Source organism: Skermanella aerolata KACC 11604 (assembly GCF_000936425.1).
Taxonomy (GTDB): domain Bacteria; phylum Pseudomonadota; class Alphaproteobacteria; order Azospirillales; family Azospirillaceae; genus Skermanella; species Skermanella aerolata.
The window spans coordinates 70,414-83,565 of sequence record NZ_AVFK01000031.1 but is presented as its reverse complement, the minus strand read 5'-3'; the positions used below and the strand labels follow the sequence as shown (position 1 = coordinate 83,565).

Annotated in this window: 12 protein-coding genes and 1 pseudogene; 6 read left to right on the top strand and 7 right to left on the bottom strand. The window is 64.1% G+C overall.

All coding sequences use genetic code 11. The features are described 5' to 3' along the window. The first annotated feature begins 286 nt into the window (after positions 1 to 286). A complete protein-coding gene (gene bcp / locus N826_RS28315; RefSeq protein WP_044434355.1) occupies positions 287 to 751 on the top strand; it encodes a thioredoxin-dependent thiol peroxidase in 465 nt (154 codons plus the stop codon). Positions 752 to 765: 14 nt separating this feature from the next. Here bcp and parA read toward each other — a convergent pair whose 3' ends face one another. After that, on the bottom strand, positions 766 to 1,410 hold the full coding sequence (gene parA, locus N826_RS28310; protein WP_044434353.1) for a ParA family partition ATPase: 645 nt from the start codon (positions 1,408 to 1,410) through the stop codon (positions 766 to 768). Positions 1,411 to 1,558: 148 nt separating this feature from the next. Here parA and N826_RS28305 point away from each other — a divergent pair, with 148 nt between their 5' ends. Both N826_RS28305 and N826_RS28300 read left to right on the top strand, forming a co-directional pair. After that, positions 1,559 to 2,611 (top strand): L-threonylcarbamoyladenylate synthase, encoded by a 1,053-nt coding sequence (locus N826_RS28305; protein WP_044434392.1) that lies wholly within the window; start codon positions 1,559 to 1,561, stop codon positions 2,609 to 2,611. 7 nt (positions 2,612 to 2,618) lie between these two features. Further along, on the top strand, positions 2,619 to 4,046 hold the full coding sequence (locus tag N826_RS28300) for an FAD-binding oxidoreductase (RefSeq protein WP_044434351.1): 1,428 nt from the start codon (positions 2,619 to 2,621) through the stop codon (positions 4,044 to 4,046). 20 nt (positions 4,047 to 4,066) lie between these two features. Here N826_RS28300 and N826_RS28295 read toward each other — a convergent pair whose 3' ends face one another. After that, positions 4,067 to 5,605 carry a hypothetical protein gene (locus N826_RS28295; protein ID WP_044434350.1) on the bottom strand — a complete coding sequence of 513 codons (1,539 nt, stop codon included), beginning with the start codon at positions 5,603 to 5,605 and terminating at the stop codon, positions 4,067 to 4,069. A 592-nt stretch (positions 5,606 to 6,197) separates the two neighbouring features. Between N826_RS28295 and N826_RS28290 the strand changes: the two genes are divergently transcribed. Next, the gene (locus tag N826_RS28290) at positions 6,198 to 7,955 is read left to right on the top strand and encodes a DUF7024 domain-containing protein (protein ID WP_044434348.1); all 1,758 of its coding nucleotides are present in this window, start codon (positions 6,198 to 6,200) and stop codon (positions 7,953 to 7,955) included. A 45-nt stretch (positions 7,956 to 8,000) separates the two neighbouring features. Here N826_RS28290 and N826_RS28285 read toward each other — a convergent pair whose 3' ends face one another. The 3 genes and pseudogenes from N826_RS28285 to N826_RS28275 all read right to left on the bottom strand — a co-directional run bounded on the left by N826_RS28285 (position 8,001) and on the right by N826_RS28275 (position 10,234). Beyond that, positions 8,001 to 8,477 (bottom strand): GtrA family protein, encoded by a 477-nt coding sequence (locus N826_RS28285; RefSeq protein WP_044434346.1) that lies wholly within the window; start codon positions 8,475 to 8,477, stop codon positions 8,001 to 8,003. Beyond that, positions 8,474 to 9,187 (bottom strand): glycosyltransferase family 2 protein, encoded by a 714-nt coding sequence (locus tag N826_RS28280; RefSeq protein WP_044434389.1) that lies wholly within the window; start codon positions 9,185 to 9,187, stop codon positions 8,474 to 8,476. The genes N826_RS28285 and N826_RS28280 overlap by 4 nt, the downstream gene beginning before the upstream one ends. Positions 9,188 to 9,245: 58 nt before the next feature. Beyond that, positions 9,246 to 10,234, bottom strand: a pseudogene (locus tag N826_RS28275) (UDP-glucuronic acid decarboxylase family protein). A gap of 341 nt (positions 10,235 to 10,575) precedes the next feature. On the opposite strand from N826_RS28275, the gene N826_RS28270 reads away from it, so the two are divergent. Then, a complete protein-coding gene (locus tag N826_RS28270) occupies positions 10,576 to 11,415 on the top strand; it encodes a class I SAM-dependent methyltransferase (RefSeq protein ID WP_063772333.1) in 840 nt (279 codons plus the stop codon). 39 nt (positions 11,416 to 11,454) lie between these two features. Continuing rightward, positions 11,455 to 11,745: a hypothetical protein gene (locus N826_RS28265; RefSeq protein ID WP_044434344.1), complete on the top strand. Its 291-nt coding sequence runs from the start codon at positions 11,455 to 11,457 to the stop codon at positions 11,743 to 11,745. Positions 11,746 to 11,763: 18 nt separating this feature from the next. Here N826_RS28265 and N826_RS28260 read toward each other — a convergent pair whose 3' ends face one another. After that, complete coding sequence (locus N826_RS28260; RefSeq protein WP_044434342.1) at positions 11,764 to 12,105, bottom strand: DUF1491 family protein; 342 nt, start codon at positions 12,103 to 12,105, stop codon at positions 11,764 to 11,766. Positions 12,106 to 12,169: 64 nt separating this feature from the next. After that, the gene (locus N826_RS28255) at positions 12,170 to 13,108 is read right to left on the bottom strand and encodes a transglycosylase SLT domain-containing protein (protein ID WP_044434340.1); all 939 of its coding nucleotides are present in this window, start codon (positions 13,106 to 13,108) and stop codon (positions 12,170 to 12,172) included. Between the last annotated feature and the right edge of the window lie 44 nt (positions 13,109 to 13,152).

Below are 13,152 nucleotides of genomic sequence, written 5' to 3'. Positions count from 1 at the left end.
CCGCCGCTGTCTGCGCCTGCGCCGGAGCGGAGGCCGCGACGGCGCCCGCCACCAGCGGCAGGGCGGCCCCGCCGGCGCTGACGCCCAGGAAGCCGCGCCGGTTGAGGGTGCCTTTTTCATCGTTCGTCATGAAGGAGGTCCGTTCGTTAAGACGGTCACATTCAGACGAGAACAGTTCCAAAGTCGGTCTTGTTACGCGCCGGCCAACTGCCGGTTTGACTTCCGCGCCGGTATCTCCAAGATCGCCGGCAGTCGAACCAGTTCAAGACAGTTGAGGAGCACCCCCATGAGCGTAGAGATCGGTTCCCCCGCTCCCGACTTCACGATGCCGACGGACGGCGGCGGCGAGGTCAGCCTGTCGGCCCTGCGCGGCAAGAAGGTCGTGCTGTATTTCTACCCCAAGGACGACACCAGCGGCTGCACCAAGCAGGCCTGCGGCTTCCGCGACAACCTGCCCGACTTCTCGGGCATCGACGCGGTAATCATCGGCGTGTCCAAGGACAGCGTCGCCAGTCACGACAAGTTCAAGAAGAAGTACGAACTGCCCTTCACCCTCGCCTCCGATCAGACCGCCGGCGTCGCCGAGAAATACGAGGTGTGGAAGGAGAAGAGCATGTACGGCAAGAAGTACATGGGCATCGAGCGCTCGACCTTCCTGATCGACGGCGAAGGCGTGATCCGGGGTGCCTGGCGCAAGGTCAAGGTCGACGGCCACACCGAGGAAGTGCTGAAGGCGGCGAAGGCGATCTAGGCCGCCCCGTCCAATCACCCCCGGTTGAGGATTTCCGCCGCCAGTTCCTGGATTTCCTCGGCAGCGCGGGTGCGTCGGGCCGATTCCGTGACGCTGCGGCCCTCGAACAGGGCTGCGGCGAACTGGATTCGGTTGCCGACATGGGTCTTTGCCACGGTGGCGCCGGAATTGGTGCCCATCGTCGTGATTCGCTCGATCAGGTCGTCGGCCAGCTTGGCGCGCGGCGGAACGCGGTTGATGACAAGCAGGGCCGGCACCTTCTCTTCCCGCGCCAAATCCAGCGTCGGCTGGGTTGCCCACATGTCCATCGGGCTGGGCTGGACCGGGATGATCACCAGATGGGCCGAGCGGACGGCGATCCGCGCCTCCGTTTCCGCGTGCGGCGGGCTGTCGATCACGACGACATCGTTTTCCTGCGTCAGCCGCTCGACCGCCTGCTGGGTGCGCCAGCCGGTGATCTGGGTGTGGCCGATGCCGGTCTTGCCGTTCAACTGGTCCTTCCGGGTCTGGAACCAGCGGGTCAGGCTGCCCTGGGGATCGATATCGACGACGGCGACGCGAAGACCCGCTTCCGACCACGCGATAGCCAGATGCGCCGCCAGGGTGGTCTTTCCCGCCCCGCCCTTCTGCTGCGCCACGGTGTAAATTCTGCCCGCCATGCCCGCTCCGCTCACCGGCTATGCCGCCGATTATCATTGAAAAAAAGCCGCATACGCCGCAGCAACGGCATAGTGCATCCAGAACCACAACAGGCCAAGGGTGGTGTTTGGCTTTCGCAAGCCGGAATAACACTTTACTAGTATGAACATGAGCAAAATCGTCAGCCCTGAGATCGTCAGCCCTGGGCGCAAGCCCGAACTGGTCCCGCCGACCGACGCCAACATCGCGCGGGCGGCCGACCTGCTACGCGCGGGCGAGCTGGTGGCGTTCCCGACGGAGACGGTCTACGGCCTGGGCGCCGATGCTACCGACGACCGCGCCGTCGCCAGCATATTCGAGGCGAAGGGCAGGCCCCGCTTCAACCCGCTGATCGTCCATTTCCCCGACATGGGTGCTGCCGAAGCCGTCGTCCGCTTCGACGAGCGGGCAGAAAAGCTGGCGGAAACCCTTTGGCCGGGAGCGCTGACCCTGGTGCTGCCGCGCCGGACCGACAGCCCGTTGTCGCTGCTGGTCAGCGCCGGGCTGGAGTCGGTCGCGGTCCGGGTCCCCAACCATCCCGTCGCCCGCTCGCTGCTGAAAGCGGTGGGGCGTCCGATTGCCGCACCCAGCGCCAACCGCTCCGGTGCTGTCAGCCCGACGACGCCGCTTCACGTAGCGGAAAGTCTGGGCGACCGCGTCGGCCTGATCCTGGCCGCCGGGCGCTGCCCGATCGGGCTGGAATCGACCGTGCTCGACCTGACCGGCGCCGACCCCGTCCTGCTGCGCCCCGGCGGCGTTACGCTGGAAGAGCTGGAAGCGCTGCTCGGGACAAAGGTCCTGACGCCGGAGCACCAGCCGCCCAGCGCCGATCCGGACGCGCCGAAATCCCCCGGCATGCTCGCCAGCCACTACGCGCCCGGCTGCCCGGTGCGGCTCGGCGCGCACGATGCCGCCGCCGACGAAGCGCTGCTGTCGTTCGGCCCCGACACCTTCGTACGCGGCGGGGCGACCCGGCTGAACCTGAGCCCGCAGGGCGATCTGTTCGAGGCGGCAGCCAACCTGTTCGCCATGCTGCGCGCGCTGGACCGGCCGGAACATTCGGCCATCGCCGTCATGTCCATCCCCGAACAGGGTTTGGGCGTCGCCATCAACGACCGCCTGCGCCGCGCCGCGGCTCCGCGCGGACCCGCCACCCTTCCCGATCAGCCGCCAGCCCCCTGATAGCAACATGCCCGAAACCAAAAAAATCGACCCCGCCCTGCTCGACCGCCTGCGTGCCATCGTCGGCCCTTCCGGGCATATCGACGATCCCGCCGACATGGAACCCTACGTGGCCGAATGGCGCGGCCGGTATCGCGGAGCGACCCCGCTGGTGCTGCGCCCTGCCACCACGCAGGAACTGTCGGACGTTATGCGGACCTGTGCGGAGGCCGGCGTTCCGGTCGTGCCGCAGGGCGGCAACACGGGGCTGGTCGGCGGATCGATCCCGTCCGCCGACAACAGTGAAGTGCTGATCAGCCTGTCCCGGATGAACAAGATCCGAGAGATGGACCCGCTGAACTACACGGTCACGGTGGAAGCCGGCTGCGTGCTCCAGACGCTCCAGCAGGCGGCGGCAGACGTGGACCGCCTGTTCCCGCTGAGCCTGGGCGCCGAGGGCACCTGCCAGATCGGCGGCAACATCTCCGCCAATGCCGGCGGCACCATGACGCTGCGCTACGGCAATACCCGCGACCTGGTGCTGGGCCTGGAGGTCGTGCTGCCCGACGGCCAGATCTGGAACGGCATGCGGCGGCTGCGCAAGAACAACACTGGCTACGACCTGAAGCACCTGTTCATCGGGGCCGAGGGCACGCTGGGCTTCATCACCGCCGCCGTGCTCAAGCTGTTCCCCCGGCCCAAGCAGGTCGAAACCGGCTTCCTGGCGGTCCGCGACCCCGACGCCGCGATCGAGCTTCTGGCGAGCCTGCGGTCCGCCAGCGGCGACAGCCTAAGCGCCTTCGAGTTGATGCCGCGCATCGCCTTGGACTTCGCGCTGAAGCACGTCGCCGGCACGATCGATCCGCTGTCGGAGCCGTTCCCCTGGTACGTCCTGCTGGAACTGTCCACCGGCACGGGAGGCGACGCCTTCCGCGAGACGATCGAGGCAGCACTGGGCGAGGCGATGGAGGCCGGACTGGTCCAGGACGCCACCCTGGCGTCGAGCGAGGCGCAGGCCAAGCAGCTCTGGTTCATCCGCGAAGCCATCGTCGAGGCGCAGAAATACGAGGGCGGCTCGATCAAGCACGACATCTCGATCCCGGTGTCCTGCGTCGGCAGCTTCATTGCCCAGGCAACCGAAGCGGTCGAGCGGACGATCCCCGGCGCGCGGCCGGTGCCGTTCGGCCATGTCGGCGACGGCAACATCCACTTCAACGTCAACCAGCCGGTCGATGCCGACACCGAGGCCTATCTGGCCCAGTGGGACAAGCTGAACGAGGTCGTCCACGACATCGTCCTGAGCATGGACGGCTCGATCAGCGCCGAACACGGCATCGGCACCTTCAAGCGCGAGGAACTCCAGCGCGTCAAGTCGCCGGTGGAATTGGACCTGATGCGCCGGATCAAGGCGACGCTCGACCCGCAGGGGTTGATGAACCCCGGCAAGGTGCTTTGAACTTCACGGGCCGGTAGACTTCACGGGACCGTCGTGCGCGTGAAGTCCAGTCCGAGGATCCGGAGCACGCCGGGTCCCGGAACGGCCCCGTCGGCGGGCGTGACGGTCAGCACCGGCGTTCCGGGAGCGATGCCGGGCGGGCAATGCAGCGCTTCGGTGAACAGGATTTGCCAGTTGCCCCGCACGCAGTAGGCTCCCGACCTCACCCGCTTGCCATAGGCCAGCAGGCTCACCGTATTGGCCCATACCGCTACCCAGTTCCTGGTGTTGTCCAGGTCGAGCACGGCGGGACCGGGTTCGAACTCGACCAGGGCGCGGTGCGCTTCCGGAATGCCGGCCACGCTGTCGGATGGGCGTCGGGGACCGAATGCGAGAAGCAGCGCTACGCTCAGCACGGCGGCCAGCGCCAGACGGCCATGCCGGCGGATATCCGGCGCCGTATTATGGAGGGCACAGACCGTCACCGCCGTCAGCAAGCCGGGTACCGCGCGGTAGAAGTAGATGATGTAGGCTTGATCCAGGAAGTCGACGGCGAAGACCGTGTAGAACAACACGGCCAGGGTCGATGCGGCCAGAGCCGCCAGGAAGCCCAGGCGTTCACCGAGGTCGCGGCGGTCGCCCGCTCCGGTCCTCAGCAGCACCCACGTCAGCACCGCCGACGGTACGAGCATCGCAGCACCGCCCCAGCAGGCGAAGACATAGGTCAGGCTGGCCGCCAGCGAGTTCGAGTGCCGCGCGCTGCCGTAGCCGTAGCCGAGGTATTGCCGCAGCGGACCGGGAAAATGCAGCAGCGTCTGGGCGACCAGCGGCAGAACGAACACGGCCGCGATCGCGGCCGCGGCGATCAGGTGCTTGCGGTAGCGCGGCACCGTTTCGGGCGACACCAGCTTCGGCCAGACCTCGTCGGACAGCCAGCGCGTCGCCGACAGGTGGACCAGTGCGCTGATGACGATCATCAACCCGATGATGCCGATGAACGAGGCATGGCCATGGACCAGGAAACCCGCCGCCAGGGTCAGCGGGACGAGCGCGTCCAGCCGTCCTGATGTGACCCGCGCCAGAGCCAGCGTGAAGACGGCGAAGGGCGCGAAGTAGAGGAACGGCATCCAGATGCCGAACAGGAATCCGGGTTCGTTCAGGAGCGTATAGGCGACGAAGGCGGCGAGGCCCGATGCCGCGGCACCGGCCGAACGCGAAAACCTTGCCAGCAGGAGCCAGAGCAGCGAGAGCCAGCCGGCGTTGAGCGCCGCCGTTCCCAATATAAGCCCGCCCATTGGGGTAGGTGTCAGGCGCAGAAGATCGTGGAACAGGTATTCGCCGGCGGCCATGACGTAAATATAGGCCGGTCCCGGATGATTGAAGCCGACGCGCGAATAGTTGCCGGTCAGCAGGACGCTCCGCTTGGCATCGAGGACCAGCAGGGTATTGGCCGCCAGATCGCCATATTCGAAAAGGAGTTTACCGGTCGAAGGCAGCCATCCGGCCAGCATCGATAGCGCCACGACCAGAAAAACAGCGCCGGCCATAGGCCATTTCGGCTCGAACTTCATGATCGTCATTGCGCAACTCTTCCTCGACACACCGCATTCCGATCTGCCTCAAGTGAGAGCGACCCGACTTCACTCGCTTACAGGAACGCTGTCGGTCGTATGCCGGAGGCGGCATGAATGACCGAACCATTCGGTGTTATGCGCCCGGTCTATGGGTGAGAAATTGACAATTCCTTAATACTCAACGCGTTGCGACATTAAAACGCTTTTCGGGCGTATGGAGTCGGCAGGGCGAACCGGGCGGTGAATCCACCTAGCTGAATGTTTAAATATAGTATTTGACAAAAACTCCTTCGTCGGCACATTGGGTATAGTGCTGGAAGGAATATGGTTAATGAAATTTAATGAAATTAGGATTTTCCTTAACTCAAGGGATTATGCAGTAACTATTACCTTTCTAACTTTCCTATTCATCATCTATGCGTTCCTGTTCCTCAGTCACCCGGCCCTGCCCCATGACATGGTATCCGGCTGGTGGGGATGGTGGGACCAAAGCCAGTACATAAAATCCGCCAAGGCGCTTTCCCGGATCGACCTAAGTCCAGCCGAACACTGGTACTTTCCCGGATACGCGCTTCTCGGCGCGGTTTTCTATAAATCGATGCCGGTTCACGCGTTCTTCTTCGTCGACGCGATCTGCCTTCTCGTCACGGCACTTTGCTTTATCAGGATATCCCGCCATTTCGGCGTCGGAACCGTTGCCGCATCGGCGGTATTCGCGTTCAGCACGGCCTTCAACGGCGTCATCATCGAACAGTTCGTGGTCCCGTGGAGCACGACCCCGTCCTGCGCGATCATCTACATCATCCTTACGCTTTTTCTCAACCGGACGGCAGACGCGCTGAAGTTCTTCCTCACGGGACTGCTGGCCAGCATCGTCCTTATCATACGTCCGACGGATGTGATCTCCACGGCGCCGGTTTTCATCTTTCTGGCGGCGAATGCGGCCATCGGCCTGCTCCGGAGCCGCCGCAACCGGGCCGGCTATCCTCGTGATGGTGTTTTGCCGGCCACCCTCGCCTTCCTGATCGCGGGCGGCCTGACCGGGCTTTTCGGCGTCGCTCTGGCCTATTACGCGATTTATGGCTGGGCCGTTTCCCCTTACTTGGCGATATCGCAGGATATCGGGTTCATTTTCCCCGCCCTGCCGATCAAGCTCTACGTACTCTTCATCGACCCAACGGCCGTGTACGGCCAGGGCACGGCCATCCTCAAGGCTTATCCCTGGATTTTCCTGTCGCTGATCGGGATCGTCTGCTGCCTGCTGGAAAGGTCGCGTCTTGCCATAGTGGCCGCCTGCGTCCTGGTCCATATCTTCTTTTATGCCTGCTACGCGGACTTGCAGCCGACCAACATCTGGCATTTCGGACTTATTCATTATCTGAAATGGACATTCCCTCTTCTTGGCCTCTTCGCCTGGCTGGCGGTGAAGAACGTCCTGTCCGGCCGCCAGACCGTATCGGCCGCCGTCGCCGCGGCCGGCCTGATCGGCCTCCTGTCGGTCCGCATCCAGCTGGAACGGGTGGATGCCGTCGCCGGCACGGCCTCGCCGTCCGGTTTCCAGGCCACGTTCGCCGACATGGGAGCGATCGCCGCCATCGACGTCCCCATGTCGGGCGGGTTTCCTAGGGGATTGGACGATTGGCCGGTGAGTCTTGACGCCAATGGGAAGAGCCTGCGCCGGTACGCCGAGTTCCTGTCGGCTCCGCAGGTCTTCGGATTGAGGATCATCCTGCCCCGGCCGGTCAATGCGGCCACCGTCGCCGGCGCCTTCGATCCTTCCGGCGCGATGAGCCTGACCGGCAAACCGCCGATAGGCCGGCGCTATGATATCGGTTTCGGCTGGCCATGCTGGCTTCCTCCTTACGGTTGCACGGCACCCGATGCCGACTGGGCGTTCGAACTGCATGACGGTGAGCGGATAGACTTCCGGAAAGGCGGCAACAGCACCCGATACGCCGTCAACGGCTGGAGTGGGCAGGAGGACTGGGGAACCTGGACCGACGGCTTCAAGGCGTCGCTCAAGCTTCCCATCGCTGCTGCCGGCTTGTCGGCGGGATGGGGCCTCGAACTGACGATCGAAGCCAATGCCTTCGGCAACCCGAAACACCCGCGCCAGACCGTGCGGGTGATCGTCAACGATGAAGATATGGGCGAGCTTTCATGGGAGGTGGCGGACGGCCCGCAGACCTTGGCCTTGAAAATCCCGAGGCGGACGGCGGTCAAGCGGAATACGGTCGCCGTCGTCCTGGACCTTGGCGATGCGACTTCGCCCGAGGCGCTTGGCGTTTCCAAGGACCCGCGAAAGCTGGGTCTGGGAGTTCGTGGGATGATGCTGAAGACAGTACCGATGCCTTAAGTGCCGATGCCCTAAAAGCCTTGGAAGACGGTTTCCGTTACCCGTTCAGGCCGGCTTGGTCGGGGAACCGCCGGCAGCTTCTCCATCGCCCGCCCCCTGCCCCATCTCCCAGCGCGGCGTCTTGTCGAAGACGATGAACTGACGCGCGGCGAAGTTCCAGATGAAGGCGACGCCGGTGCCGCCGATCTTGCCCAGCATGACCGGCAATCCCAGAAGTTCGACCATACCCGCCATGAACGCGACGTTGATCACGAAGCCCAGGCCGCTGACCAGATAGACCAGCGCCAGTTCGGACCGTCCGGAAAGCTTGCCTTTCCTGAACCCGATCCGGGAGGAAAGCAGGTAGTTGACATAGGTCGCCACCGCGAAGCCGCAGGCGGAGGCCGGGATATAGTGCAGGTCGGCGAAGGAGAAAGCGGCATAGAAAGCCGTCCACTCGACCAGCGACGAAAGTCCTCCGATCACGAAATACACCGCGAAACTGGCGGCATATCGCTTGATGAAGGAGAGCAGGATGGTCATGGCTTGCTCAGGAACGAATACTTGACGATGGCATAGATCGCCCTGAAGGCGTCCTTCAGTCCGATCTTCTTGCCCTCGTCATAGGTCCGGCCATAATAGGAGATCCCGACCTCGTAGAAGACGCAGTGCCGCCTTGCCAGCTTGGCGGTGATTTCCGGTTCGAAGCCGAAGCGGTCCTCCTCGATCGTCACCGACTGGATCACCTCCCGGCGGAACACCTTGTAGCAGGTTTCCATGTCGGTCAGGTTGATGTTGGTCGCGAAGTTCGAGCAGAGCGTCAGGATGCGGTTGGCGACCATATGCCAGAAATAGACGACGCGATGGGCCTCGCCGCCGGCGAAGCGGGAGCCGTAGACGACGTCGGCGCCATGGTTGAGGATCGGATCGATCAGGCGTGGGTATTCCTTGGGATCGTATTCCAGGTCGGCGTCCTGGATCAGCACGATATCGCCGGTGGCATGTTTGAATCCGGTCCGCAGGGCGGCGCCTTTTCCCTGGTTCCTGTCGTGATGGACGATCTTGGCTACCAGCGGTGCGATCTGGGATTCGAGCAGCGCCCGGGTGCCGTCGACCGAGCAGTCGTCGACGATGATGATCTCCATCTTCTTGACGTCGGCGCTTCGGACGCGGTCCACGATGGCGCGGATCGTCTTCAATTCGTTGAAGCAGGGAATGACGACCGACAGGGTGAAATCGTCTTTGTTGATCATTGTCTTGTCCGTCATCATGAGTACCGCTGGCTGGCTGGATACCACCGGCTGGAGAGTTTCACCGTTCCGCCGCCCGGCGGGCATCCGCGTGCCCGGTCCCCGTGGAGAGCAGCCGGTCGAAATAGGCGATGGTGCGGGTCAGCCCTTCTTCAAGCTGAACGGCCGGCTGCCAGTCCAGCAGTTCCCCCGCGCGGGTGATATCGGGCCGGCGCTGTTTCGGGTCGTCGGCCGGAAGCGGTTCGTGGACGAGCTTCGACTTCGATCCGGTCAGCCGGATCACGGCCTCGGCCAGTTCGCGGATCGTGAACTCCCCGGGATTGCCCAGGTTCAAGGGGCCGACATGCTCCTCGCCGGTATCCATGAAGCGATCATGCCGTCGATCAGGTCGTCCACGTAGCAGAACGACCGCGTCTGCTCGCCGCTGCCGTACAGCGTGATCGGCTCGCCGGCCAAGGCCTGGATGATGAAGTTCGAAACGACCCTGCCGTCGCGCGGATGCATCCGAGGACCGTAGGTGTTGAAGATGCGGATCACCTTGATGGCAACGCCGTGCTGGCGGTGATAGTCGAAGAAGAGGGTCTCGGCGCAGCGCTTGCCCTCGTCGTAGCAGGCGCGGGGACCGATCGGATTGACATTGCCCCAGTACTCTTCCCGTTGCGGGTGGACCGCCGGGTCGCCGTAGACTTCGCTGGTCGACGCCTGAAGGATGCGCGCCTTGGTGCGCTTCGCCAGCCCAAGCATGTTGATGGCGCCATGGACGCTGGTCTTGGTGGTCTGGACCGGATCGAACTGATAGTGGATCGGCGAGGCCGGACAGGCCAGATTGAATATCCGGTCCACCTCCACGTAAAGCGGGATCGTCACGTCGTGGCGGATGACCTCGAAATACGGGTTGTCCAGCAGATGTGCGATGTTGTCGCGCGATCCGGTGAAATAATTGTCGGCACAGATAACATGGCAACCCTGTGCGAGAAGGCGTTCACACAGGAAGGACCCCAGAAAACCGGCGCCACCAGTTACAAGAATCCTGGTTCTTTCGCGAAACATTCAGGCTTTTCCTGTCGAGAAAGTCTTTCCGGTACCGTGGGGGCCGGCTACGGTCCGGTGGTTCGACTTTCCTTAGAAATGTATATAAACTTGTCGATGCGAATATCCGTCACGGCAAACGACCCGGCGGGTCTATAGCAGGTCCGTCAAATAAAAGGCAAATACCGCGGAGTTACCAGCAATGGACGCGTCAAATTGCCCGGGAAGGCGTTGGGCCGGCGGAGGGAAAGCGGCCGGTTTCCTTGCCGTAATCGTCACCGGACCTCGCCATCCTCGACCTGTCGGACGGGGGTGGCGGCATGCCAGTATCCCGCCGGTTTTTCGATAGGAATGAGGATGGGATGAACGAGCTGCTGACGCTGCTCAATCTGTGTGTCGGACTGGCGGTGCTGGGCGTCGTCGCGGTGCTCTTCCATAAGACGCGGCGCATCCATGTGAAGCTGTTCGCGCTGGAAGACGAGATCCGGTCCCTGCGCACCACCGAATCGGCCAATCACTACCGGCAGGTCCAGGCCTTCATCGGCCTCAGGGACCTGATGGACTTCGCCGTGCCGCTGCCGCCACTGCGGATGTGGGCGGCATCGCCGGACTTCCTGCTGGTGATCGCCCGCCATGCGCTGGCGGCCAGGCCGCGCGTCGTCGTGGAGTGCAGTTCCGGCTCCTCGACCGTGGTGCTGGCCCAGGCGGCCAGGACCAGCGGCACCGGACACGTGTACAGCCTGGAGCACGATCCTGTCTTCGCGGCGGAAACCAGGGCGATGCTGGCCGACCAGGGCCTGAGCGACTGGGCGACCGTGATCGATGCCCCGCTCGTCCCGGTGACCCTCGGCGGCGAGACCTTCCGCTGGTACGACGATACGGGCCTGAAAGACCTCGGACCGATCGATATGCTGGTGATCGACGGGCCGCCGCTCGACACCAATGCGCTTGCCCGCTATCCGGCGGGACCGAGGCTGCTGCCCAGGCTGGCGCCGGGTGGTGCTGCGTTCCTGGACGACGCGGCACGCCCGGACGAAACCAAGGCGGTGGCACGCTGGCAGGACGCCTTTCCGCATCTGGTCCGGAGCAATCCATCCTGTGAGAAGGGCTGCGTCCGCCTGACGGCGCCGGGCGGAGCGGCTGCCGTCTCCACGGGTCTAACCCAACCGGAACCGGTGACAAATTCCGCCACCGCGTGTTGAATACCCCGAACACGTCATCGCCATACAGTGGAGGGTCCCATGCGGCGCTATCTTAAGGTTTCCGCCGTTTCTCTGGCCCTGCTCGCCCTCGCCGGGTGCGAAGGCTTCAACTGGAGCGGTGGCGGCGGTGGTGGTCCGACGCCGTCGAGCACCACCAATACGCTGGGTCTTGGCGGAGCGGGTTATTCCGGCACCAGCAGCGAAATGGGATCGAGCACGTCGAGCGACACCGGTCGGTCGTCCGACTTCGTCACCGGCCGCAGCCGGTCCGGCCCGATCGGCAGCGCCGGCGCTGGGGTTTCGGACGCACCGGTCCCGGAACCCCGCTGACCTGGCGGATTGGTCCGCTCAGATTATCTTGCCTTCGAACGGGTGGCGTCCGGCGCGGTCCTCGATCTCGATCACCCAGAGGTCGGGATCGCGCTTGACCGCGCGGGCGATATAGGCGTCGGCATCCGCCTCCGGCATCAGCGCGTTCTCCTTGGCGGCAAGCCAGCCCTGCCTGCCGTCCATGTCGCGCGACTGGGTCAGGACCCTACATCCCAGGTCCAGCTGGTTCAGCTTCAGGATCACCATGCCGCCATAAGGCGATCCCTTGCGGGCGATCACAGCGGGAATGGCGTCCACGATGCAGCGGCGCAGGTGGGCACGGACCCATAGTTCGGTCGGGATACGATCATCTTCATCCATGACCGCACCCTAGCGGTCCGGCCGCGCCGAAGCCATTGCTGAAAGCGCATCGAACATCGGAGCCTTACGCGGCACCCAGGTTCGGGATCGACGGCCTTACGGTGTTGAACTGGCCGCCGGAACCGCCCTTCTGGCCGTTCTTGCCGTCGGCATCGGACGCATGGTCCTTGGGGGCGCCCAGTTGCGACAGCACCATGACGGTGAACAGCGAATTGGGTTCGCCGTTGGCGCCGCCCGATGCGGCCTTGGCCGTGAAGGGGGAATTCATCCCCGCCTCGCTGGCCCAGCCGCCCTTGACGCCGGGCAGGCCGATGGCCCCCGCCGACGCCGTCATGGTCGAGGCCGGCATGCCGTCGAACTTGGCGGCGAAGCGGTTGTAGACTTGGCCGACCGACAGCGCTTTTCCCGATTTGTCGTAGAAGACGTTCCTGTTGGCCGCTGCCGCGTCCGGCAGCAGCGACGCGGCACTCTGGTCCGGGTTCTGGCGCATGCCGTTGAGGAACTTGGAAGCGCCGCCGGCGCCCAGGAAATGCGCCATGTAGAGTTCGGTCGCCCCGATCTCGCCGCCGACGGTCTGTTCGAGCTGCGACTGGTTGTCGCGGGCGAATTCCGCCGCCATCAGCGACGAGATCTTCGGGTCCTTGCGAAGCTCCAGGATATCGCGTCTGGCCTGCGGGTCCTGGACCGACAGCGAGCCGTCGGACCGGCGCTGGATCTGCGAGGCTTCCCGGTTGAGGCCGTATTTGGCCCCGTGCTGCTCCACCATGTTGAGCCAGGTGCCCTGGGTGAACTGATAGAGGCCGGTGGCGCTGCTCGTCGCAGCCTTCGCTTCCGGGTCGAAACTGCTCTCCTGGGCAGCTTTTACCATGAGGTAGGAAAAATCTACCCCCGTGCTGTCGCTCGCCTGCCGCACGGCCGCCTGGATGGCCTTGGGCGCACCGTCGGCAATGCCGCGTAGCTTCGAGAGATCCGATGGGCGCATCAGGTTTGCAGGGTTCGACATGACAGCCTCTTGCCAACAGGTTCCGGATACAGGGAAGCAACCCG

Coding starts and splice junctions, on each gene's coding strand:
- bcp (WP_044434355.1), top strand. CDS start 287: ATGAGCGTAGAGATCGGTTCCCCCGCTCCCGACTTCACGATGCCGACG.
- parA (WP_044434353.1), bottom strand. CDS start 1,410: ATGGCGGGCAGAATTTACACCGTGGCGCAGCAGAAGGGCGGGGCGGGA.
- N826_RS28305 (WP_044434392.1), top strand. CDS start 1,559: ATGAGCAAAATCGTCAGCCCTGAGATCGTCAGCCCTGGGCGCAAGCCC.
- N826_RS28300 (WP_044434351.1), top strand. CDS start 2,619: ATGCCCGAAACCAAAAAAATCGACCCCGCCCTGCTCGACCGCCTGCGT.
- N826_RS28295 (WP_044434350.1), bottom strand. CDS start 5,605: ATGACGATCATGAAGTTCGAGCCGAAATGGCCTATGGCCGGCGCTGTT.
- N826_RS28290 (WP_044434348.1), top strand. CDS start 6,198: ATGCCGGTTCACGCGTTCTTCTTCGTCGACGCGATCTGCCTTCTCGTC.
- N826_RS28285 (WP_044434346.1), bottom strand. CDS start 8,477: ATGACCATCCTGCTCTCCTTCATCAAGCGATATGCCGCCAGTTTCGCG.
- N826_RS28280 (WP_044434389.1), bottom strand. CDS start 9,187: ATGATCAACAAAGACGATTTCACCCTGTCGGTCGTCATTCCCTGCTTC.
- N826_RS28270 (WP_063772333.1), top strand. CDS start 10,576: ATGAACGAGCTGCTGACGCTGCTCAATCTGTGTGTCGGACTGGCGGTG.
- N826_RS28265 (WP_044434344.1), top strand. CDS start 11,455: ATGCGGCGCTATCTTAAGGTTTCCGCCGTTTCTCTGGCCCTGCTCGCC.
- N826_RS28260 (WP_044434342.1), bottom strand. CDS start 12,105: ATGGATGAAGATGATCGTATCCCGACCGAACTATGGGTCCGTGCCCAC.
- N826_RS28255 (WP_044434340.1), bottom strand. CDS start 13,108: ATGTCGAACCCTGCAAACCTGATGCGCCCATCGGATCTCTCGAAGCTA.